This is a genomic window from bacterium, assembly GCA_018830565.1.
GTDB lineage: Bacteria > UBA9089 > JAHJRX01 > JAHJRX01 > JAHJRX01 > JAHJRX01.
The window spans coordinates 25,126-49,013 of the sequence record JAHJRX010000052.1 but is presented as its reverse complement, the minus strand read 5'-3'; the positions used below and the strand labels follow the sequence as shown (position 1 = coordinate 49,013).

Here is a 23,888-nt window from a genome sequence, read left to right as displayed (position 1 = left end):
TATTGACCAAATGCGAGAAAATTTTGCCATGCACTGTATTCCTGAAGGAATGGAAAATAAAAACATTGATCACTATGACGAGTTTCTCCAAGAACGTAGAAAACTAATGGCTATGAAGATAAGAAAATTTTATTGGCAATTGTAATTTCAAAACTGCCCAAAGACAAACGGCAAATAGTGGAAAAGATATATAAATCCGAGGCGGCATTGAGCGGCAAAAAGGTTTTGGTAGTGGATGATGATGTGCGAAACCTCTTTGCCCTAACCAGCCTGCTGGAGAGCCATAATATGGTCGTGCTGACCGCAGAAAACGGCAAGGACGCCATTGCCGACTTGAAGAAAAACCCGGAGGTTGATATAGTGTTAATGGACATTATGATGCCTGAGATGGACGGCTACGAGACCATGAAAGAGATACGCAAGTTAGCCAGATTAAAGAATTGCCCATAATTGCCCTGACCGCTGAGGCAATGAAGGGCGATAGGGAAAAGTGCTTAGAAGCCGGCGCCTCCGACTACATCACCAAACCGGTAAACACCGAGCAGCTGCTGTCGCTGATGCGTGTGTGGTTGTATAGGTAAGAGAGAAGATTAACCACAAAGGCACAAAGGCACGAAAGAACACAAAGAGAGAAAATATTCTTAGTGTTTTCTTAGTGTCTTGGTGTCTTAGTGGTGAAAAAAAGGGACTAACCACGAAGCCACAAAGGCACAAAGGCACGAAGGAAGAAAAGATTCTTAGTGTCCTCCTTAGTGTCTTGGTGCCTTGGTGGTGAGAAAAAAGGGATTAACCGCAAAGGACGCAAAGGAGGCACAAAAGACGCAGAGAATGACTGAAAATGAATTTCAAAACTTTGTGAACTTTGTGGATTTTCTTTGTGGTCTTTGTGGTAAAAAATCTTTCTTAGTCTCTTGGTGGTGGGAAATTGCAGGCTTAAAATTTAACTTGACATATTAAATATTTAGGGTGTATAATTTTTATTATGGAATTCAAGCCACGAGTATTAGCCAAAACAATTTATAAAGCGATTGAGACCTTTCCGGCGGTTGTCTTAACCGGCCCGCGTCAGTCAGGTAAAACAACCTTGTTCAAGATGCTTTTTCCAAAGACCCATACCTTTGTTAGCCTGGAAAACCCTGATGTCCGCCTCCGTGCAAAAGAAGACCCAATAGGTTTTTTGAATCAATATAAACCACCGGTAATTATAGATGAAATACAGTATGGACCTGAATTATTATCGTATATAAAGACAAAGATAGATGAAGACCGTAAACCTGGTCAATGGTTGCTTACAGGCTCACAAAATTTCGTTTTAATGGATAAGATTACCCAGTCGTTGGCTGGTAGGGCTGCGATACTTACGCTCTTGCCTTTTTCCATTTCTGAGAGGATTGACCAAGCTCAAAAATCTGAAGATATCTCCGGATGGTTTAATAGGTTAAGTGTCCATAACAAATGTGAAAAACAAATTTCTTTAAGTGAGATAATACTGCGTGGGTTTTATCCTGAGATTGCTTCTAATCAGGATGTTGATAGGCAGTTGTGGTGCGGGTCATATATAACGACATATTTAGAGAGGGATATCAGGAATTTAGCAACCATAGGAGATATTAGTCATTTCGAGAGATTTTTAGTTATATGTGCCACCAGGACAGGGCAAATCCTTAATTTATCGGAGATGGCACGAGATATTGGCATTAGTGTTCCTACAGCAAAAAGGTGGCTTTCCCTCTTAGAAACAGGGCATCAGATATACCTTCTCTACCCTTATTACAGAAATATAGGTAAACGATTGGTAAAAAGCCCTAAATTATACTTTAACGACCCGGCGTTATGCTCCTATTTATTGGGGTTGCAGACAGCAGAAATATTGGTTAGTCATCCATCTTTTGGAGCTTTATTTGAGACGATGGTTATCTCGGATTTTCTAAAAAGATTCTTGCATTGTGGCCAAAAACCCTCCCTTTATTATTTGCGTTCAAGGGATGGATTAGAGATAGATTTGGTGATTGAACAAGGAGGAAAACTGCATCTGTTTGAAATAAAGAGCACTATGACCATTACTCCAAAACATGCTGTATCTTTAAGCAGACTGAGGGAGGAATTGGGTTCTGATGTTGCCTCAGCAGGAATTATCTCCTGCTCAGAGGAGAATTTCGTCATTAAAGGAAATATTATTAATTATGGCTGGAAAAATGTATTAGGGAGATAGGCTGAAGGTAGGCAGGAGGCAGAGGGCAAGATGGCAAAGCAATATATTTTGTTCGTGACAACGGTGTTGGTTTTGATTGTTCGCAGGCAGATAAACTATTTACAGCATTTAGCCGACTACATTCTACATCTGAATTTGCAGGTATTGGCATTGGATTGGCTACTGTCCAACGAATTATTTATCGCCACAACGGACGCATCTAGGCAGAAGGAAAACCAAATGAGGGTGCAGTCTTCTATTGGACATTAGGATGATTAACCACAAAGACACAAATTAAAAGAAGGAGGTAACCTATATGGCAAAGAGAGTACTTATAGCAGACGATGAGGTACATATAAGGAAAATACTTGAACATGCTTTAACAGAGGCAGGATATGATGTGTCCACTGCCCTGGATGGATAAGAGGCGTTAAACATCATAGAGAAAGAGCCTGTGGATTTAGTCATTACAGACCTGAGTATGCCAAAAATAGATGGGTATGAACTGATCACAAAATTGAAGCAAGGCGAAAAAACCAAAAATATTCCTGTGATTGTCCTGACAGCACTTGGCCAGGATGATGAAATACAAAAGGCAAAGAAGTCTGGTGCAGATGAAGTTGCCTCAAAACCATTCTCATCGAAGAAAATAGTGGAGATGGTCGACTCAATGCTGAAAAAGGAGAATCATAATGAATAACAATGATACTTCTAATAAAAAAATTATGGAGTTAGAAAGTGATTTAGAAAAGTTTACGATGGAGTTATCGTCTGCTTATGAAGAACTGAGCCTTATTTACGAGATTACCAATGAGATGGAGACATTGCTTGACCCGGAGGTACTATCAAGTCAGGTATTGGATAAAGCAGTTAAGCTATTGAAGGTCAGGATAGGATTTCTCATGCTCTTTGAGGATGAAAATAAGTTGATACTTAAGGCATCAAAAGGATTTGGCTTAGGGGAACCAGAAAGATTCAATAAGTATAATCCATTTAAGGGGATAGTCGGAATGGCAATTTCTCAAGGGAAACCCGTTATTTGGTGTGATGCCTCTGACAAGGAAGAGGCACGACTGGGAATAAAGTCCTGTCTGGCTGTGCCAATATTGGTGAGAGCTGAAAAGATTGGCGTCATTTGCCTTGGGGATAAGACCTCTGGTGAACTATTTTACTCATCTGATGAGAAACTTGTCTTTACCCTGGCTATCCATGTAGGGGCAATATTTGCTAACTCCAGACTTCACCATAGAATAGAGTCTTTGCTCTTCGATACGGTTAAGGCTTTGGTCTCTGCTATTGAACAAAAAGACCCATATACTAAAGGGCATTCAGAGCGGGTAGCAGAAATTTCCGAGGCAATTGCCGATGAAATGGCGATGACTAATGAAGAAAAACAGCGGGTGAAAATATCTGGAATCTTACATGATGTAGGTAAAATCGGCATCCCTGCCTCTATTCTAATCAAACTAGAAAAACTCGATTATGAGGAATGGGAAAAGATAAGTGAACACCCAATTAAGAGTGTCAGTATCATTAAAAATATTGAGGAACTAAAAGAAATTCTTCCCTCCATTTATCATCATCATGAAAGATACGGGGGAGGAGGTTATCCTGATGGAATTTCAGGTGAACAAATACCACTTATTGCCAGAATAATTGCCGTTGCCGATACCTTTGATGCCATGAATTCAAACAGGGCATATCGCTCAAAACTTACCATTGAGGAGATTCTCCGTGAGATAAAGGATAAATCCGGTAGTCAGTTTGACCCAAGGGTTGTCCAGTATTTCTTTTTTGCCTTTGATAAAGGGAAGGTGAAGGTTGAGTAATACCAAATTGCAATTTCCTTTCCGTCTCAACCTTGTCCAGACATTTCCATCTACCGCGGTTTTAACTACCCCTGCTGAATACTTATAGAGTTAATGGTGCTTCTTATCAGAAAAATGAACCTCTCCCTTTTTCTACTGTTATTCATACCCCCTTTTATGCAATATTTCAATTCATTTGTTCAGTAAAATTTGTGGGACATAATAAGATCTTTTAAGGGGAGTTGAGATTAATAGGCCCAACCAGGTCTGGGCTACTGATATAACTTATATCAGGCTTCATCATGTAATGGCTTACCTGGTGGCCATCATGGATTGGTTTAGCCGTTACGTGATCTCTTGGCAGTTGTCAACCAGTCTTGAGGTGGACTTTTTCTATCAGCCTTAGATGAGGCCTTGAAATCGGCTGCCCAGAGATATTTAACACTGACCAGGGATCACAGTTTACCAGTCTATCCTTCAACCATATGCTTATAAATAAAAGCATTAAGATAAGCATGGATGGTAGAGGTAGAGCACACGATAACATATTTACCGAAAGGCTCTGGCGTTCTCTCAAATATGAAGAAGTCTATCTTAAAGATTATCAGAGTGTCCGAGAAGCAAAACAAGGTATTGGAAATTACTTAGCTTTCTATAACCATGATAGGCTGCATCAATCCCTTAATTATTTGACTCCAATTGAGGTTTATTTTAATTAAGAATAATTTAAGTGTAACTTAAAAAACCTAAAAAATTGTCTTGATAAATGGGTCCACCTTACTCAGAGCAAATTAATTGAGTGCCAACGAGTTTATCTTTTGTTACTTGGTATTATTTCCTATGAAAGGTTTTCGTTAATAACTACTATAATTAGAATTGCTGGCTATTCCTTTTAACCTTTCTACATAATTTTGAGCAGAAAAAGCAGCTAGAGCTCCATCTCCGCAAGCTGTTACTACTTGACGCAATAATTTTTTTCTACAATCTCCACCAGAAAATATACTTTCTCTTGAAGTCTTCATATTCTCATCCGTAATAATATACCCTTCTTCATCTACCTTTACTACTTCTTTAATAAAATTAGTATTAGGCATAAGTCCAATAAAGACAAAGACTCCTTGACAAAGAATTTCTAATTCTTGTTTCGTGTTAATATCTTTAACCTTGACGGCTTCTACCTTTTGACTACCTAAGATCTCCATAACTTGAGCATTCCAAATAAACTCTACTTTTTTATGGGTCAATATTCTTTCTTGTAAGATCTTTGTGGCTCGAAGTTTATCTCTTCTATGGATAACGGTAACCTTTCTAACAAACTTAGTTAAAAATAAAGTCTCTTCCACAGCCGCATCTCCTCCTCCTACCACCACTATGTCTTTATCTTTAAAGAATGCTCCATCGCAAATTGCACAATAAGAAACACCTTTGCCTTGAAATTCTGCTTCTCTTTCTATTCCTAATCTTTTAGGCATAGCTCCAGAAGCAATAATCAAAGCTAAACTATGATACTTCTGCTCATCAACCACTACTTCCCAAATCTTGATATCTTTACTCTTTCTAAAAGCAACCTTTCTTACTTCCCCTACAGCAAATTCCAAACCAAATCCTTTGGCTTGTTTTCTAAATCTATCTATTAACTCAAACCCACTAATTCCTTCAGAAAAACCAGGGTAGTTTTCAATTAAGGTGGTAGTTACTGCTTGAGAAGGCACAAAATAGCTTTCAATTAACAAACTCTTTAGCCTGGCCCTGGTTGCATACAAGCCAGCCGTTAACCCTGCTGGCCCTCCGCCAACAATAATTACATCATAAAGAAGACTATCTAATTTCAACTCTTCCTCCTTTTAGTTTTTACATCAGCCCCATTTTAAATTGTTATTTTAAAAGCAACACGGATTTACTAAAAGATATTTTTGGCCTGTCGATTTCCTTAAATCCTACTTTTTGGGCAATAATAATTGTATCTTCTAATTTTTTTCTGGTAACATGTAAAATTGGTTCTACAATTAATAAAGGCATATTTGGTTTTAAGGCGTCATAAATGCTTTGAAGAAATATTTGCCGATTTGGAACTTCATGAACCATCCAAAAAGCAAGGGCGAAGTCCAATGAAGAGTCTAATATTAATTTTTCATCAGAAACAATCTTTGGGAAAATCCTGTCATCAACTTGGTATTTTACAGCCTTCTTTTTCAAAATCTCTAACATTTTAGATTGAATATCCATAGCTATTACCTTACCTTTTGGACCAACTATATTTGCCATTGGTATTGTAAAAAAGCCTTGTCCAGCTCCAACATCTAAAACAATATCACCTGATTTTATATGTTTGGCTAATATCAGATTAGGATTATGGAAAAGTTTTCTAAAAATATTATCAAATGTGAAACAAAGCCACCATGGACACACATGTTCATTTCTTAGAAAAATAATGTCAAAAAGATTTTTCATACATTTCTTTTTAAAACTGGAGGCTGATAGCTGAATGCTTGCAGATTTAATGTTTATTTTTATCTATCTAATCAAGTTTTTTATTTGATTCTGGTCATGCTTTGCTTGCGTAATCGAATATTTTGGGGGGTAACCTCTAAATATTCATCCTCAGCTATAATCTCCAACCCTCGTTCCAGCGTTAATTCCATTGGTGGAATCAATTGAATAGCCATATCTGCATTTGAAGACCGCATATTGGTGAGTTGTTTGCCTTTAATAGGGTTAACAACCATATTTTGCCCCTTGGCTGTACTGCCAATAACTTCTCCCCGGTAAACCTCCACAGTTGGGCCTACAAACAACACCCCACGATCCTGAAGGTTGGAAAGGGAATAGGCTGATGTTTTGCCAGTTTCTCCAGAGATCATGGATCCAGTATTGCGTTTTTCAATTTCACCTGCATGTGGCTTAAAGCCAATCGTTTCGCTGCACAAAATTCCTTCTCCCTTGGTGTCTACAATAAATTCACTGCGATACCCCAGAAAACCACGGGTTGGAACTTGGAAAACCAATCGAATGTGCTTTTGCTCAGGTTGTATTTCTAATAATTGTCCCTTTCTCTTGGAAAGTTTCTCGATGATAATCCCAACAGATTCTTGCGGGGCATCAATGGTGATTTTTTCAAATGGTTCGCATTGCTCGCCAGCTATTTCCTTAAAGATTACCTGTGGTTGAGAAACTTGAACCTCAAATCTCTCGCGACGCATATTTTCTAATAAAATAGCAATATGCAATTCCCCACGACCATAAACCTTGAAATATTCAATAGGCGAAAAATCTATCTTCAAGCCCACATTGACCTCTAATTCCTTTTCTAATCGTTCCTTGATTTGACGGCTGGTAACAAACCTTCCGTCCCTTCCAGCAAAGGGAGAGTTATTGACTAAAAAATTCAAAGAAATTATTGGCTCGTCAATTGCAATGGCTGGCAAGAGTTTTTGGTTTACATCAGCACAAATTGTGTCTCCGATATAAATTTCCGACAGACCAGCTATCATGACAATGTCTCCGCTTGTAATTTCCGGCACCTCTTTTCTCTGCATGCCTTCAAAGGTAAACAACTTAGAGATACTGCCAGAAATAATCTCATTTGATTGTTTTTTAATAAAAACCTTATTTCCGGTTTTTAATACCCCTTGATAAACGCGGCCAATACCCAAACGACCAAGATAATTATCATAGGCTAAATTAAACACCTGTAAGGCAAAGGGCAAATTCTCATCAACCCTTATTGGCAAAACCTTTTTTAAGATCGTATCTAAAAGTGGGGTCAGATCATTAGATTCATCGTTTAATTCCATTTTAGCAATTCCTTGCCTAGCAATGGCATAAACAGTAACAAAGTCCAACTGTTCATCATTAGCGCCCAGATCCATAAAAAGCTCCAGCACCTTTTCATGTGTCCAGTCTGGTCGAGCTGCCAATTTATCAATCTTATTGACTACCACAATTGGTTTTAATCCCAATCCTAATGCCTTTTTTAAAACAAATTTAGTTTGGGGCATTGGACCTTCCTGGGCATCAACCACTAAAAGCACAGAATCAATAGACCGCAAAACTCGTTCTACCTCTGAGCCAAAGTCTACATGACCAGGGGTATCTACAATGTTAATTTTAGTTCCCTTGTAGAAAACTGAAGTATTTTTGGAATAAATGGTAATGCCTCGTTCTTGTTCTAGGGCATTGGAATCCATACTCACAGTTTCATCAGTAACCATGCCAGTTTGACGCATCAAGGCATCGGTCAAAGAAGTTTTGCCATGATCAACATGAGCAATAATAGCGATATTCCTAATTTCCATAATTAGCTGATAGGAAATTTAATTTTTGAGCTAAGTTGTAAAAATCCACTTTCCATACCTCCTGTGCTATTTAAAAGAGATTTTTTCTCCCCTTGAGTATAATTTTAACATAAGAAACTGGTTAAACAGGGCCATTTTGGATATACCCAGCAATTCTAAATTGTATAGCACTTATTAATGAAAATTTGACATAGAGCAAATTAATTTGAGGGCAAACAAGTTTATCTTTTATTGCTCGGCATTATTTCCTATGTCTAGTTTTCGTTAATAAGTGCTATAGACTTATCCAAATACTATTAAGTTAATCACAAAAGAACCTAATCTTTTCCTTTTTTTCTCCTGCCTCCCCTTTGTTATATAACTATAAATCTAAAAAGAAGTGAGAATAATTGATTTGGGAAAATGCAAAGGCATAAACAAGAGAGGTATTGTTAGTTTAAACAAAAACCAGAGGGTAAGAAACAAAAGGTGATAAGGCTGAAATATGCAAACTTTGCTTTGGAAAAAAGTTAGGCATTTACTACGGAACTTACCTTGACCTTGAGGCGCATTTTAAAACTTGCCAAAGAGGCGTCTTTGCTGGATGTTAGACAAAAACCCTTCGACCTCTACTTGCACCCCCAACCAAATATGGTCAAATAAAAATGGCTCCTCGGGTAGGGCTCGAACCTACAACCCTTCGGTTAACAGCCGAATGCTCTACCATTGAGCTACCGAGGAATAATAAACAAGAAAAGTATATTAGATAATAAATTTTTGTCAAGAAAAAAGAATGGTGCTCTAGTAATGGGTTAGTCATTGGTAGAAAAAATTATTGATTCACTGGCTATTCATCTTGGGATAAAAAAGCAAGAACAAGAAGATTAAAAGACCAAGGTGGTTTCTAATTCAAATAAATGAGATTTAAAGCATTCTCTTTCATTTTCTGGATCTTCTTGTCTTATATTTTTGTATGAAAGAGAAAAAACCTTATTAATTGAAAAGTAATACTTTCCTTGCCAACCAAGGACTTGATTTTTCGATCTTAACTCTTTATTAAAAAAACGGATAGTAATTTTATACTCTGGAGAAAATATTAGCTTGGCTGGAATTAAATAATAAGAAGCCCCAAGATTGACTTGGCCAGACTCATCACAGTCACCAGTACCTTTATTGGTAAATCTATTATAAGCAAGATAAGAACTCGTAGAGAAACCCTTCTTCTTAGGATAAGTATTTAAGTTTAAATTAAGAGTAATATTTTGGCAAGGGGCAGGTTTATACTCAGATTTATAGAGAGAATTATTTAAGTAATTAGATAATTGAGTATTAACAAAGTATCCTAAATCTTCAAAATTTTGAGTTACTCCAAAAGAAAAAGTTTCTTCTTTTTTACTTATTTTTGAAGGTGATAACGAAGATAAGAAGTTGCTTTTTTTTCGAGATAGTTTATGGCCAAAACTTAATTTTGGCCAAGATGATAAAGTTAAATTTAAATTAGATTTAAAAATGTTTGTCTTAGTAGTAAGGAGATTATTTATCTTGTCTAAGTTGTCTTGGTAAGATTCGTTATCCATATTTAATGAAATACTCTTAGCGGAGAATAAAGTATGCAATTTAAAGCCTCTTTGATTACTTAATAAGAATAAATTACCAGCGGTCTTATAGTCTGGCTTGATGTGAAAATAAGTAAGATTAAAGTTGGTCTTGTTTATTTTATTAGCCAAGGTTATTTGATAAGCATCATCTGCTTTATATTCTTGGACATCCTTAGTATCTAAATCAAAGTAACTACGGTTGTATTCAAATAAAAGACGATGGAGATATTTTCCTTTTCCATAAAGGGAAATATCTCCATCTAAGCTAAGATGATTATTTCCTATGGGAGTAACAATACTGTAAGGGTATACTTCCTTGGGATTAGCAATAGAAGAAGCCTTATCTTGAATCTTAAAGTAGTTTAAATTTAAGTTAGTATTTTTAAACATCTTAAGATTAATTCTGGTGGCGGTTATAAATTGAGCAAAGATACCATCATAGCTATCTAATTGACCATTTTGATTCTTATCTTCTCCATAATCAATTAAGTTATTTTGGTTGACATCCTCACTTAAAGCTTCTCTTTTTTCTTGGGAAAGACCGTAAGAAGAAAAAAGAGAAGCTTTATCTTTTATCAAGCTGTGCTCGAGGTTTATTCCTCTAATTTTTAGATTATCAAGACCAAATGAAGTATATCTTAAATAAAAATCACCAATTTCCATCTTAGTATCTTGATAAGGCATCTCCAGGAAGAGATTTTCAACATTAAGACTATCTTTATCTTTATTGATATTTATTAACCCCGTAAAATCACTAGAGATCATTTTTCCCATAAGAATAGATTTTAAAGAAAAGGTATTTCCTTCTTGATAAAGAGAACTATATTTATTGATATTAATTTGTTTTGTGGATAAGGTAGCACTACCATTAAGAGGAAAAGCAAAAGCCTCTAAAGCAGAGGAGGATTCTATTCTTAATATTCCTAATAATAAAAAAAAGATAAAGAGTTTTGTCTTCAATAGGTAAGCTATACTTGTTAAATTTACTCATCTGATGTTAAAGATGAAAAACATCTTGAATGATCATCTTTCTTCTGGAAGAGGAGGAATATCGATATTAAGCTCATTCTTTATTTGCATCCAAGAATAAAATAAATTTTCGGTAGTGATATTTCCTGCAAAATCTTCAATCTTTATTTTCGCGGAGATATCTTTTTGGTATATTTGGCCAGGACAAGTCCATTCATAGATACCTTCTTCTGTTTTAACCATAGAGAGGTCATTAGCCATAACCTTACGAATCCCACTGCCCTCATCAAATACATTTAAAGTTAAAACCAAGTAATTCTTTCCGGCTACATTTCTTAAATCTTTCCTCTTGGTAAGAATAACTGGGGAAAGGTAGTCATAGTATGGAGTAGGAACAGAAACGTATCTTTTTATGCCTTCTTGGTAAGAAGCAGTTATCTCTATTTTATTATATCCCAATTCCCAATGAGGTGCTTCATAGGTATAGTTATAAAGAGGGCCAAATAATTGCAACTCTCGATCGTTAATAGATAAGGCCATAGGAACAACTACTTCTACTTTAGATATCGTTGGTTCACTGACATTTTTTACTTTATCAGTAGCGATAATCTTAAAATTATAAACACCATTAGGAGGAATTGCTGATAAGTTTAAAAATAACTTTGGAATATAGTTGACAAACTTATCTTGATTAGAAAGGTAGTAGTTAATCTTGACCGGAGTAGGCTTACAAAGAGCAACTCCTTGAAATGAAAAGTTTCCTGAGTCATCTGAAACAGTATTTAAGCTTTGGCTTTCATTAATACTTAAAGCAATACTACTATTAGGTTCAGCATTTCCTGAGATATCAGTAATAACTGAATTTAAAATACTACCAGGGGAAGGAAAGATGATCTTAGGCTTAAGAGTGTAAGTATCGACTAAAAGATTTAAAGAAACCACTTCGCTGGATAGATTATCTTGATTGGTAGCCATCATATTAATCGTGCATTCTCCTTCGGGTAAATAAACTTGGTTAATATTCCAGTTTCCATTTTGATCAGCACTTGTATTATAGATAGATCCTTTTATGACCGTGAAGGTAATCTTATTTCTTGAATCGCTTATCCCTTTAACATTAAGATAATTTTTAGAAACCAAGGCTCCTGATTGAGGAAAAACTAGCTTAGGAGGATTAACCTCAGAGACTATGGGAGCCATAGACAATTGAGTAATTTTCACTTCTGACTCTTCTTTGTCTTCTTCTGGATCCTCTTTCTTAGTTTCTATAACTTCTGGAGAAGTTTCTTCTTTGGCAGGATCTTTGGCAGGAGAAGAAACTTCTTTATCCTTATCTTTTGGCTCCTCTTTATTTTCTATAATTTCAAGGCTTTTTATCTCTTTTACCTCTTCTTTTATCTTTTCTATCTCTTCAGGGGAAATCTTTTGAGGTGGAGTAACTTTAGTTCCATCAGTAGAACTTATTGAAAACTCACTACTTTTTAAGGTAACTTCCTCTTCCGGTAACTGACTACTTCCTCTAAAGTAAATCTCACCTACTTCTACCAAGGCCTTAGTTGTCTTATCTTCTTCTACGCAAACAATAAAAGTTGTTCCCCTAACTCCTACAATGGCGGTAGGAGTGATTACATTAAATCGGGAATTCTTTTGTCTAAGTTTCTCGATCCGAGCTCTAATCTTTCCAAGCCACAACTTGATAGAAGATTCTTGCTCTAATGTTTCTCTATCCAGAGTTAATTCTTTTATGTCTATCATTGTATTTTCCCCAACCTTAACGATACTTCCATCTTCAAACTTAATCTCCGTATTGGAGAGTAGTCTAGTTCGAAGTCTGTCTTCTTGGTGAAGAATCATATTAAGTTTAGCTAAAGTCCATTCTTTATCATTTGACTTTTTTACCTCTACTTGTCCTTGAATATAAGTGACCGTTACCATCGCTATCCCTTTAGCGTTAGCTTTTTTAACTTGAGCGTGAAGGTATGTTTGGAAGTTTAATAAAAAGACAAAGGTAAACACCGTAAATAGTAAAACATTCTTCAAAGCAATACCTCCAATAGATAAAAGTAAGGTTATAATAAAGCGTAGGATTAAAGAAGATCAGAGGATTAATTTTAAAAGACTACAGCCATCTTCTCGGATTTAGAAACTTTTTGATTTTGATATTGAGCAGTAATTATTAAGATATAGACTCCACTAGCCACTCTTTTTTGAGCAGAGTTTCTACAATTCCAAGAAGTAGAAAAATAAGTTCCTTCTTTACTTAGATTAAAGTTTCCTTTTTGGGGATTACCTTTTTCAAGAATTCCTTGAGTAATTAATTCTCCTGAAATGCTATAAATCTTATAAGTTACAGAAACTCCTTCTTCTGGTCTATAGACTTCAGCCACTAAGGTTGTTTCTCCCTCAGTCACAGGATTGGGGAAGTTATAGAGATCTTTAATCTTAAGGGTCTCTGAATACCACTTAGTGGCAATAGAAATGGTAAAAGACTTCTTAAGGCCATATTTCCCAGAATTAAAAACTAAAGTCTTATTAGTTCGCAGATCAATTTCTTTTTCTCCATCATGAAGAATAATCTTATATTTAGTGGGAACACTATCTATATTTTCCCAAAAAAGAGTAATCTCTTCGTTGGGCATGTCAGTAGAGACCACAAAATTCCAACTTTGAAAATTCTTAAAAGGCTCTCTTGTATCAAAAGCGTAAATTCCTGGATTGGTCTTCCATTCATAGTGAGGAAAATAAAGCGATAAGTAAGGTGAAACCAGAGGAGGTTCATTTAAATCCTGATGATCGTAGTCATTACAAGAAGCAGTGTTTATACCTAGATAATTGTTGCTATCTTTATGTTCTTTACTGGTAGCGATAAGTTGAATTTGCCAATTATCTTTACCTTGAAGAGAAGAAATAGACATAGGAGAGGGTGGTAAATTTGTAGCCGGAGAATTAGGGATGATAATTTGGCAATTAGAAAAAGCTTTTATCCAACAACCATGCCAAGGTTTTAAAACACTGATCGCTTGGGGATTAAAACTATCTTTGCTATCCCAAGGCAAAGAAGCTAATAAACCCTTTTTAACTGCTTGAGAAAGGCTTAATTTATTATCTTCGTAAACTACTTGAACCTTATTCCAATCTACAGGATATGGGAAAGGATTGCCAATTTGATTCCAGCCAGAAATAAGAGAAACTACATAAGGTAAGTTAAGATCCACGAAATTCCCTTCTACTTGACACTTAATTTCAGGGGTATCTTGAGAGACCTTTATCCAATATCCTATTCCAGGATAAAATTCTTTAGCAGAACGATATTTTAAAGTAATGGCATCTTCTTCTTCGCTTTCCAGCCAACGGTAAACCTTTATATTATTTGGATCTATCTGGTTAAAAACACTGCCTACTATCACAGGAGGAGTATTTCTAGGAATAGAGATCATCGCCCATTTATTAGCAGGAATAAGGTCATAATTATCAATTATAAACGGTGAAGAAACCACGAAATTTTTTAGATAGCCATCACTAACAGTCAGCTTAATAAGATAACCGCCATCAAGGTAATTTCTTGTATCAATAGAGATCTCACCTTCATTACTTCCTTCTTCTCTAACTTGATGGATGACTTCTTCTTTTATTTCGTTTATCCGACGCCAAGACTTTCCCTGATTATTACTCATCTCTACATTTATACAAAGAGAATCTAAATCCTTGTCATCAGCTCTCCATTTAATAGTCCTTTTTCCAATCCAAACTTGGTCTGAAAGAGAATCTTTGGTAGGAGAAAGTAAGCTAATCTCGGGAGATGAATAGCCAAGAGCATAGATAGAAAAATGATTTAAGCTTGCCTTGATTAATTTATTTTCTTTGTCCAAAAAGTCCTTTGCCTGGTATGGGACTAAATTCCAAGTAAGCTTATCAGGGTCTAATCTATATATCTTAAAAGCTTCTGGTTTTAACAAGGTTCCATCATCTAAGATAATATTTTCAGGATAAGGAATCTTTATCACCACCGGTTTACTAAAGTTTCCTTGATACTCACTATTGGTCTGGGTAAAAAGATTAAACTCGCAAGTAGAATTTACTCTAATGTTTAAATTCTTTGTATTGGTAATAGCTTGATTAATCTTTTCTTTCTTTTCTTCATTTAATTCTTGATAAGAAGAAACAATTAATTTTGCCTTTTCAGTATTTTCAGTAAAAGTATCTTCACTAATTGAGATTTGGACAAAATCTTTCTTAATCTCTAATCTCTCTCGGGTAGAAATAACATTTCCAATAGTAAAATCTTTGGTCAATAATGCAGTCTGGGAAAATCCATTAAAACTTTGTTCTGGTCTATCTGTTACGGTTAGCTTTAATCGATAGTTTAGCCCATCCTTGATATTGCCCTTTTCTAAGTTCCAAAGATATTCGCCAGCTCCAGAATTAATCTTTATAGAATTAGCTACCTTCTTCCAACTATTTCCTGAGTCATCACTATAAAAAATAGATAAAGATAAAGAATCATCGTCTTGATCATAGGCGTAGTATTTAATATTTATTTCTTTACTATAAATTTCTCCTTCTTTTGGTTCTATCTTAGTTAAGACAGGAGAGCGGTTGGTATTAGTAACTTTAATTAAGACAGTCTCTTCCGAGGAAGCTTGATCAAGGTCAGTAACCTTGAAGGTCAGTGAGTAATCTTTAGCCTGGTCAAAAGCAGGGGTCCAGGTAAAGGTCTGACCAGTAAGGGCAGCGCCTGTTGGTAGATTAAAAGCACTGTAAGTAAGAGAACCACCATCAAGATCAGAGGCGGAGAGATCAAAGGTCAAGAGAGCGTTCTCCTTAATTGTTTTACTCTCAATCTTAGTTAAGACAGGAGAGCGGTTGGTATTAGTAACTTTAATTAAGACAGTCTCTTCTGCGGAAGCTTGATCAAGGTCAGTAACCTTAAAGGTCAGTTGGTAATCTTGAGCTTGGTCAAAAGTAGGAGTCCAAGTAAAGGTCTGACCAGTAAGGGCAGCGCCTGTTGGTAGATTAAAAGCACTGTAAGTAAGAGAACCACCATCGGGATCAGAGGCAGAGAGATCGAAGGTTAAAAATGAATCTTCTGCAATCTCTTTGTTTCCAATAAAATTTAAAGTAGGAATTTGGTTATTATTATTTCCTACAATAGTAACGACTTTATCCTCACCCTCTATCTTAAAATCAGTAATATTAAAGAATGCCTGTCCACTCCAAGCACAAATACTATTATCATATGATAATGTTTTATATTCAATGGATTTAGCTAAGATGGGGGGGTTAAATGTATATGTATAAGTATGGTTAGTTGGTGAATTACTATTATTAACATAGGCTTTAATTTTAAATATATCTCCTGGAAGGTTAAATTTAGTCTCATTAGAAGAATTTTGGATAATAATTTCGGTAGAGATAGGATATAAAACATATCGAGAGCAAGAAACTTCTATCTCTCTAAGAAGATATTCCTCAGAAAAAGTATATTTTCTCTGGCCACCATTGGTAACGGTGCCAGATGTCCCTGAAAATCCAGCCAAATTAAAAGACGAAACAGGAAAATTATTTCTAATTATTTTTGGAAAAATAGCCGTAATGGTCTCATTATTATATTTTCCTTCGGCCTTAATTCTATAATCACCTTTTGAGATACTACTTAAATTCCAAAGATAACTAGTTGAAGTAATATTAGAGGCAAGGGATGTCCAACTTTGCCCATTATCAGCACTATAATATAAATTTGCCCCGTCTAATATTAAATTAGGTATGTCCGTCTTCCATGAAATTCCTAATTGAGGATTTGAAGAATAAATATTAGCATTTGGCTCCACAATGCTTAAATTTACCTCAAGAGAAACTTCCCATTCATAATAATTCATCCAATCCCAACCACTGGTGTTAGATTTATGGATTGAATTAACATCCCACCTAATCGAAGTTACTTCTCGAAGAGGAAAACTAAATTCTTGCCAACCAGTTATCGCCACAAGAGAAATATTTACCGTCGAACCATCACTAAAGGATAAGGTTACATCTTTAGGACAGTCTCGATAGTCGCCCCAGTAGGTATAAAATCGAGTTTTGTTAATAAAACAAGGTTGATTAAATTCATATTTCATCCAGGTGTCCTTACTCCCCTCAGTAACAAACCAACCATCAACCTTTCCATTGTTTATGCACGAAGTGGGCTGGCTTTGATAAGGAGGAGAAGAACTAAAGCTCTTTACCATTCCTTTTGAAGCTAAAGCAAAATTTATGGTTTCGGCAAAAGAATTATGGATAAAAAGATAGAGCACCAGCCAGGAGATTGTTAAGAAAAATATGGATAATAATTTAAAGGTCTTTTTCATAAGATATTCCTGAATGATCTTATTTAAAATTTATAGCACTTATTAATGAAAATTTGACATAGAGCAAATTAATTTAAGGGCAAACAAGTTTATCTTTTATCGCTCGGCATTATTTCCTATATCCGATTTTCGTTAATAAGTGCTATGTTAATAACTACTATATAGTTTATAGCTTCTTTAAAAGATAGGTTTAGAATGAAGTGGTAAGTGAAATCTTGTGAGTATCCCCTAAATCATCAAAAGGAGTAAAAGCATAATCCAAAGCCACCTTAAAGAGTTTTAAGCCCAGACCATAAGTGATATTATTTCTTACTTCCTCAGGACCAGATAAGTATCCTGCTCTTAAAGCCAATGTTTTAGCAATTGTATATTCTGTTCCCAATCGATAGTTTAATTCATTGTCAGTGGGCTTATTTATCTCAAGAGCTACTAATAAATTCTTTTTAAATAACTTAGAAGAGATGCCTATTTTATAAGTTAAAGGAAGAGAGTCTTTTTCTTGTTCAAATTTAATCTTTTGTCCCATATTTAAGATACAGAAGCCCATCGTTAAATCTTGGAAAGGTAATTTAATTAAAGCGCCAAGGTCTCCACTTAATAGATTTGAGGTCTTATAATTAGCTAGCTTTTCTTTAATTACTTTAAGATTAATGCCTAAACTAAGATGCTCATTGATGTCAAAAGCGTTAGATAAAGTAATAGCCAGATCAGAGGCGTTAAAAGTACCTAAGGAAAGGTCTCCAGAAGGGTAAGTATCGTTTGTTTTTCTTATCTCATCTATTTTAAGGTAATTAAAACTTAGCCCCATTACATCTCTAAAACTTAAAGGAATAGCTAAAGCCAGATATCCATGTTTAATATCTTGAAACCACATATTATACATGGTGTAAACTTGCTTATTCTTTATTTGAGATAGACCAGCAGGATTATAATTAAGGGTATTAATATCTCCATAAATAGCGGTAAAGGAATTAGCCATAGAGGTAGCCTTAGCTGACATTCCAATCTTAAGAAAATTAGCTCCCATCGTACCAGCTTTCTCATGGATGGCTAAAGAATAATCAAAAAAGACAAAAAGAGATAAAAGATTAATTATTAAGACTAAAGAAGATTTAAGATAACTCATAAATATTTTCTCAAGTTAAGGATGGTAACAAATAAAAAAGCCAAGCTCTCGAACGCTATTGCAAAACAGCTTTCGGCAACTTGGCTTTCACCTTTTCAGGCTCATTAGCTTTCCAACTCATTACTTAATAATGAGCTAGCTTTTTCGCTTCTGTTTTTAAAAAAAATCTTATCTTATATTAATAATAAAGATGACATATATTTTTATTTTTGTCAAGGGTTTTTTTCTTTTTTTTTACAAACTTGGGGAATTCGTAAGCTGAGATTTTTTAAATTGACTAAATATATTATCTATGGTATTCTATCTAAGATAAAAGACTAAAGTTAATAGTAAGCTTTCAGCCGTTAGTTTGGACAAAGCATTACGAGACAAAAAGCAGCAAAGTGATGAAGTCAGGACAGTTTTCTTTGTCTTGGCTTTGTGGCTTTTGCTGGCTGATAGCTGAATGCTTCTGTTTTTTCTGGATTCTTAATTTATGGACTATGAAGTAATTATTGGATTAGAGGTTCATGCTCAATTAAACACCAATTCTAAATTATTTTGTCATTGCCCTACTCAATTTGGAGCTATTCCTAATTCTCAAGTATGTCCAGTCTGCTTGGGACTTCCTGGAGCATTACCAGTCTTAAATGAAAAAGTGTTAATTTATGCTTTAAAAGCTGCCTTAGCTTTAAACTGTAAAATTCCAGAAATAAGCAGGTTTAGCCGAAAGAATTATTTCTATCCTGACTTGCCTAAAGCTTATCAAATTTCTCAATATGACCAACCTTTAGCTAAAGATGGCTATCTTGAAGTCTTAGGAGAAAATAATCTTATTAAAAAAGTAGGTATTAATCGAATTCAGATAGAAGAAGATGCCGGTAAGCTTATTCATTCTGAAGAGGAAGAGAGTAGTTTGGTAGATTATAACCGTTGCGGGGTGCCTTTAATAGAGATTGTAAGTGAGCCTGAAATAAAGTCTATTCAAGAAACGTATGAATACTTATTAAACTTAAAAAATATATTGGAATATTTAGAAATATGTGATTGCAATATGGAAGAAGGTTCCCTACGATGTGATGCCAATGTTTCTATCCGACGTAAAGGTGAAAACAAATTTGGCACTAAGACAGAAATTAAGAATATGAATTCTTTTAAAGGAGTCCAAAAAGCTTTAGAATATGAAGTTAATAGACAAACAAGATTAATTAATGAGGGAAAAGAGGTATCTCAAGAAACCCGCCTTTGGGATGCAGATAAACAAATTACTCTACCTATGCGGAATAAGGAAGAATCAAGCGATTATCGTTATTTTCCAGAACCAGACTTATCTCCTCTTGTCATAAAAGGAGAATTAAAGAATAAAGTGTTAGTTGCTCTGCCTGAACTACCTCTTCCTCGCTACAGAAGATTTATAGAAGAATACAAAATTCCTGAATATGATGCTCATTTATTAGTAAGGGATAAAAAATTAGCTGATTATTATGAAGAAGGGGTAAAATTTTATCCTAAACCAAAAGTAGTAAGTAATTGGATCATCAGCGAACTATTAGGAATTTTAAGTAAAAAGAAAGAAACTTTAAGCCAAATCAAGATTACTCCTCTTCAATTAGCCGAGATGCTAAAATTAATCGATCAAGGGGTAATTTCTGGTAAGATCGCTAAGGATCTTTTAGTTTTGATGGATGAAAGCGGAAAAGACCCTGGTGTTATTGTAAAAGAAAGGGAATTAGAACAAATAAGGGACGAAGAGTTGATAGATAAAGTGTTAGAGAAAGTGATCAAAGAGAATTTCAAAGTTGTAGAAGAATTTAAAAAAGGGAAAGACAAGGTATTGGGATTTTTAGTGGGCCAAGTAATGAAAGAGACCAAAGGAAAAGCAAATCCTGAGATAGTTAACCAAATTTTATTAAAAAGACTAAGATCTTAAGAGGCAAGAGATGTTGCATTGCGACTTTGTTCATTTACATAATCATAGCGAGTATAGCTTATTAGATGGAGCTACGGGGTTAGAAAAGTTAGTGGAAAAGGCTTTTGAAGCTAAGATGCCAGCAGTAGCTTTAACCGATCATGGTAATATGTTTGGAACGGTAGAATTTTATAAGCATTGTTTGCGAATAGGAATTAAACCTATTGTAGGATGCGAAGTTTATATTGCTCCTGGTAGTCGATTTGAAAAGAACATTTCTAAGAATGATGAAGCTTCTTCTTTTCATTTGACCTTATTAGTGAAAAATTTTATAGGCTATAAAAACTTAATGAAACTCGTGAGTCTAGGTTACTTAGAAGGATTTTATTATAAACCTCGCATCGACAAAGAAATTTTAAGAAATTATAGCGATGGATTAATTGTTTTATCTGGATGCTTAAAGGGAGAGATACCTTCATTAGTTTTAAAGAAGCAGCTAGAAAAAGCTTCACAAGTGATAAGTGAATACATAGAAATATTTGGTAAAGACGATTTTTATTTAGAAATCCAAGATAATGGCCTTAAAGAACAAGAGATAATCAATCAACAACTGATTGAGTTTTCGAAAGAATGGTCCGTGCCTTTAGTGGCGACTAATGATACTCATTACTTAAGCAAGGATGATGCAGAGGCACACGATGCTTTGCTTTGTATTCAAACCGGTAAAACTATTTCTGAAATAAATCGCTTAAAATTTTCTACTTCCGAGTTTTATTTTAAAAGTTCCTCCCAAATGAAGGAACTTTTTAAAGAAACTCCTCAAGCCATAAAAAATACCGTGGAGATTGCTAAAAAGTGCAACTTAGAATTAGAATTTAATAAAATTTATCTTCCTCAATATCAAGTAAACCAAAAAGAAGATCTAAATAATTACTTAAGAGAATTATGCCTTGAAGGTTTATCTAAAAAATATCAAGAAGTTAACGAAGAGATTAAGAAAAGATTAGAACTTGAACTAAAGATGATCTCTCAAATGGAATATGCCGGATATTTCTTAATTGTCTGGGATTTAATCAAGTTTGCCAAGGAAAATGAAATCTTAGTAGGTCCGGGCAGGGGATCAGCGGCAGGAAGCATTGTTGCTTACACCTTAGGAATTACCAATGTAGATCCTATTCGGTACAAATTGTTCTTTGAACGTTTTTTAAATCCTGAGAGAATAAGTATGCCTGATATTGATATTGATTTTTGTGATGATCGCCGCGACGAAATTATTGAATATATCATCAAAAAATATGGAAAAGATCATGTTTCTCAAATTATAACTTTTGGGGCAATGTTAGCTAAGCAAGTAATTCGAGATGTAGGAAGAGTTCTTGGTTTCCCTTATGGAGAGGTAGATAAAGTAGCTAAATTAATTCCTAATGAATTAAATATAACCTTGAAAGATACTCTTAATCGAGTAACAGAATTTGCAGATTTATATGAGAGTAGCTCAGAACATCAAAGATTAATCAAGATAGCTATGAAATTAGAAGGATTAGTAAGGCACGCTTCTATGCATGCGGCTGGAGTAGTTATCTCTAAGGAGGAAGTTACTCAATATACCCCTTTATATAAAGACACTAAAGGAGGTTCAGTTACTACCCAATATTCAAAAGATTCTTTAGAATCTATTGGTCTTTTAAAGATGGACTTTTTGGGACTTAAAACTCTTACGGTCATCAAGAATGCCATAAAATTAGTCAAAGAAAATCAAAAGATAGAGATAAATTTAGATAATATTCCTTTAGATAATTTAAAAACTTATCAACTTTTATCAAATGCAGAAACTATTGGTATCTTCCAGTTAGAAAGTGTTGGCATGAGAGATTTAATCAGAAAGCTAAAACCAGAAAGTTTTGAAGATTTGATTGCCCTTTTAGCTCTATATCGTCCTGGCCCTCTAAATAGTGGAATGTTAGATGAATATATCAAAGGTAAATATAATAAAATAAAGATAAGATATCTTCATCCTCGTTTAGAAGGAATATTAAAGGAAACCTATGGCATTATTGTTTACCAAGAACAAGTAATGCAAATTGCCAGTGAGTTAGGAGGGTTTACTTTAGGGCAAGCAGATGAATTACGTCGAGCTATGAGTAAAAAAATACCAGAGAAGATGGAAAAGATGCGCCAGTTTTATATAAGTGGAGCAAGTAAGAATGGGGTTTCTAAAAATAAGGCCAATGAAATATTTGAGTTGATGTTTAAATTTGCTGAATATGGATTTAATAAATCTCATAGTACTGCTTATGCTTTAATTTCTTATCAAACAGCTTATTTAAAAACTCACTACTCTTTAGAATTTATGGCGGCGTTACTGACTAGCGAAGTTTCCAATAATGATAAAATTAGCTTGTATATATCTGAATGCCGGCGCTTAAAGATTGAAGTTTTACCACCTTGCGTAAACGAGAGTGACACCTATTTTACTATTACTCAAGGAAATCTTCGCTTTGGTCTTTCAGCCATAAAGAATGTGGGAGATACAGCCATAAATTCAATTAAAAAGGCTCGTCAGGAAAGAGGAAGCTTTACTTCTCTTTATGATTTTTGCAAGAGAGTTGACTTAAGGTTGGTTAATAAAAAAGTTTTGGAAAGCTTAATTAAATGTGGCGCTTTTGATTTTACCGGGATGAAAAGATCGCAACTGATAACTTTAATTGATCAAACTATAGAAATGGCTTCTAAATTTCAACAAGATAAAATAACAGGTCAGGAATCTTTCTTTAATATTATTGAAAATGATCAACATTTAATAGAGAAATATAGTCAAGAAATTTTAAAAATACCAGAATGGAATGAAAGTAAATTATTACAATACGAAAAAGAGGTTTTAGGATTATATGTTACTAGCCATCCCTTGGCTAAATATGAAAAAGAAATAAAAGTTTACACTACCGATAATACTCAAACAGTAGTAAAAAGGCAAGATGGCGAAGAAATAATAATGGGTGGAATTATTAACACCCTCAAGGAGACGACCACTAAAAATAATAATTCCATGGCTTATTTGGAAATAGAAGATTTAGAAGGAAGTGTAGAAACTATAGCCTTTCCTCGAGTTTACGAAAAATTTAAGGAGATAATTAAATTAAATGAGTTGGTAATAATTAGAGGAAAGGTAAATAAAGAAGTAGAAGGTAAAGTAAGAATTAATCTTGAAGAGGTAATTCCTTTAGAGGAAGCCAAGATAAGGCTTATTTCTAAAATTCATATTAATCTTAAGTCACTTGGAATAAGAAAAGATAATTTATTATCCTTAAAAGAGATATTTTTAAAAAACCAAGGGGAAATTCCTATATATTTGCATATTATGACTACTAATCACGGAGAAGTAATGACTTCTGTTTCCCCAAGATTAAATATAACCTTAACTACTCAAATGATCAAAGAGATAGAGACTCTCTTTGGAGAAGATATGGTCTGGATAGAAAAGAAAAGAGAAAGCTTAAGTAACCGTCTCTAAATATAATAACTGTTAGCTGGCTGATATAGTAGTTATTAACGAAAACTAGATATAGGAAATAATACCAAGCAATAAAAGATAAACTTGCTTGGAGTTAAATTAATTTGCTCTATGTCAAATTTTTATTAATAAGTGCTATAGCTGAATACCCACAATTTAATTTAATTTAATTTAAG

At 34.6% G+C, this 23,888-nt stretch carries 15 protein-coding genes, 1 tRNA gene and 1 pseudogene; 9 read left to right on the top strand and 8 right to left on the bottom strand.

Annotation, left to right across the window (positions count from 1 at the left end; all coding sequences use genetic code 11):
* The first annotated feature begins 126 nt into the window (after positions 1-126).
* The 7 genes and pseudogenes from KJ849_04950 to KJ849_04920 all read left to right on the top strand — a co-directional run bounded on the left by KJ849_04950 (position 127) and on the right by KJ849_04920 (position 4,718).
* Positions 127-581, top strand: a pseudogene (locus KJ849_04950) (response regulator).
* Between the two features lie 401 nt (positions 582-982).
* Complete coding sequence (locus tag KJ849_04945; protein ID MBU2599901.1) at positions 983-2,212, top strand: ATP-binding protein; 1,230 nt, start codon at positions 983-985, stop codon at positions 2,210-2,212.
* Positions 2,213-2,253: 41 nt separating this feature from the next.
* Positions 2,254-2,415, top strand: coding sequence for a hypothetical protein (locus tag KJ849_04940; GenBank protein MBU2599900.1), 162 nt, complete (start codon positions 2,254-2,256; stop codon positions 2,413-2,415).
* A 230-nt stretch (positions 2,416-2,645) separates the two neighbouring features.
* On the top strand, positions 2,646-2,891 hold the full coding sequence (locus KJ849_04935; GenBank protein ID MBU2599899.1) for a response regulator: 246 nt from the start codon (positions 2,646-2,648) through the stop codon (positions 2,889-2,891).
* Positions 2,884-4,020, top strand: coding sequence for an HD domain-containing protein (locus tag KJ849_04930; protein ID MBU2599898.1), 1,137 nt, complete (start codon positions 2,884-2,886; stop codon positions 4,018-4,020). The genes KJ849_04935 and KJ849_04930 overlap by 8 nt, the downstream gene beginning before the upstream one ends.
* Before the next feature lie 226 nt (positions 4,021-4,246).
* Positions 4,247-4,405, top strand: coding sequence for a DDE-type integrase/transposase/recombinase (locus KJ849_04925; protein ID MBU2599897.1), 159 nt, complete (start codon positions 4,247-4,249; stop codon positions 4,403-4,405).
* A gap of 109 nt (positions 4,406-4,514) precedes the next feature.
* Complete coding sequence (locus KJ849_04920) at positions 4,515-4,718, top strand: integrase core domain-containing protein (protein ID MBU2599896.1); 204 nt, start codon at positions 4,515-4,517, stop codon at positions 4,716-4,718.
* A gap of 135 nt (positions 4,719-4,853) precedes the next feature.
* Here KJ849_04920 and trxB read toward each other — a convergent pair whose 3' ends face one another.
* The 8 genes from trxB to KJ849_04880 all read right to left on the bottom strand — a co-directional run bounded on the left by trxB (position 4,854) and on the right by KJ849_04880 (position 18,313).
* On the bottom strand, positions 4,854-5,831 hold the full coding sequence (gene trxB / locus KJ849_04915) for a thioredoxin-disulfide reductase (GenBank protein MBU2599895.1): 978 nt from the start codon (positions 5,829-5,831) through the stop codon (positions 4,854-4,856).
* 43 nt (positions 5,832-5,874) lie between these two features.
* A complete protein-coding gene (locus tag KJ849_04910) occupies positions 5,875-6,450 on the bottom strand; it encodes a class I SAM-dependent methyltransferase (GenBank protein MBU2599894.1) in 576 nt (191 codons plus the stop codon).
* Positions 6,451-6,530: 80 nt separating this feature from the next.
* Positions 6,531-8,294, bottom strand: coding sequence for a translational GTPase TypA (gene typA / locus KJ849_04905; GenBank protein ID MBU2599893.1), 1,764 nt, complete (start codon positions 8,292-8,294; stop codon positions 6,531-6,533).
* Between the two features lie 645 nt (positions 8,295-8,939).
* A tRNA-Asn gene (locus KJ849_04900) sits at positions 8,940-9,014 on the bottom strand.
* Between the two features lie 143 nt (positions 9,015-9,157).
* On the bottom strand, positions 9,158-10,831 hold the full coding sequence (locus KJ849_04895; GenBank protein MBU2599892.1) for a hypothetical protein: 1,674 nt from the start codon (positions 10,829-10,831) through the stop codon (positions 9,158-9,160).
* Between the two features lie 63 nt (positions 10,832-10,894).
* Positions 10,895-12,880, bottom strand: coding sequence for a FecR family protein (locus KJ849_04890; GenBank protein ID MBU2599891.1), 1,986 nt, complete (start codon positions 12,878-12,880; stop codon positions 10,895-10,897).
* 71 nt (positions 12,881-12,951) lie between these two features.
* On the bottom strand, positions 12,952-17,187 hold the full coding sequence (locus KJ849_04885) for a hypothetical protein (protein MBU2599890.1): 4,236 nt from the start codon (positions 17,185-17,187) through the stop codon (positions 12,952-12,954).
* 190 nt (positions 17,188-17,377) lie between these two features.
* Positions 17,378-18,313, bottom strand: coding sequence for a PorV/PorQ family protein (locus KJ849_04880; protein ID MBU2599889.1), 936 nt, complete (start codon positions 18,311-18,313; stop codon positions 17,378-17,380).
* Between the two features lie 475 nt (positions 18,314-18,788).
* Here KJ849_04880 and gatB point away from each other — a divergent pair, with 475 nt between their 5' ends.
* Positions 18,789-20,222 carry an Asp-tRNA(Asn)/Glu-tRNA(Gln) amidotransferase subunit GatB gene (gatB, locus tag KJ849_04875; protein MBU2599888.1) on the top strand — a complete coding sequence of 478 codons (1,434 nt, stop codon included), beginning with the start codon at positions 18,789-18,791 and terminating at the stop codon, positions 20,220-20,222.
* Positions 20,223-20,235: 13 nt separating this feature from the next.
* Positions 20,236-23,712 (top strand): DNA polymerase III subunit alpha, encoded by a 3,477-nt coding sequence (locus KJ849_04870; GenBank protein ID MBU2599887.1) that lies wholly within the window; start codon positions 20,236-20,238, stop codon positions 23,710-23,712.
* Positions 23,713-23,888: the final 176 nt, after the last annotated feature.

Bases quoted from the DNA above. Each gene is read 5' to 3' on its own strand.
- KJ849_04885 (MBU2599890.1), bottom strand. From the start codon at position 17,187: ATGAAAAAGACCTTTAAATTATTATCCATATTTTTCTTAACAATCTCC.
- typA (MBU2599893.1), bottom strand. From the start codon at position 8,294: ATGGAAATTAGGAATATCGCTATTATTGCTCATGTTGATCATGGCAAA.
- gatB (MBU2599888.1), top strand. From the start codon at position 18,789: ATGGACTATGAAGTAATTATTGGATTAGAGGTTCATGCTCAATTAAAC.
- KJ849_04910 (MBU2599894.1), bottom strand. From the start codon at position 6,450: ATGAAAAATCTTTTTGACATTATTTTTCTAAGAAATGAACATGTGTGT.
- KJ849_04945 (MBU2599901.1), top strand. From the start codon at position 983: ATGGAATTCAAGCCACGAGTATTAGCCAAAACAATTTATAAAGCGATT.
- KJ849_04920 (MBU2599896.1), top strand. From the start codon at position 4,515: ATGGATGGTAGAGGTAGAGCACACGATAACATATTTACCGAAAGGCTC.
- KJ849_04880 (MBU2599889.1), bottom strand. From the start codon at position 18,313: ATGAGTTATCTTAAATCTTCTTTAGTCTTAATAATTAATCTTTTATCT.
- KJ849_04930 (MBU2599898.1), top strand. From the start codon at position 2,884: ATGAATAACAATGATACTTCTAATAAAAAAATTATGGAGTTAGAAAGT.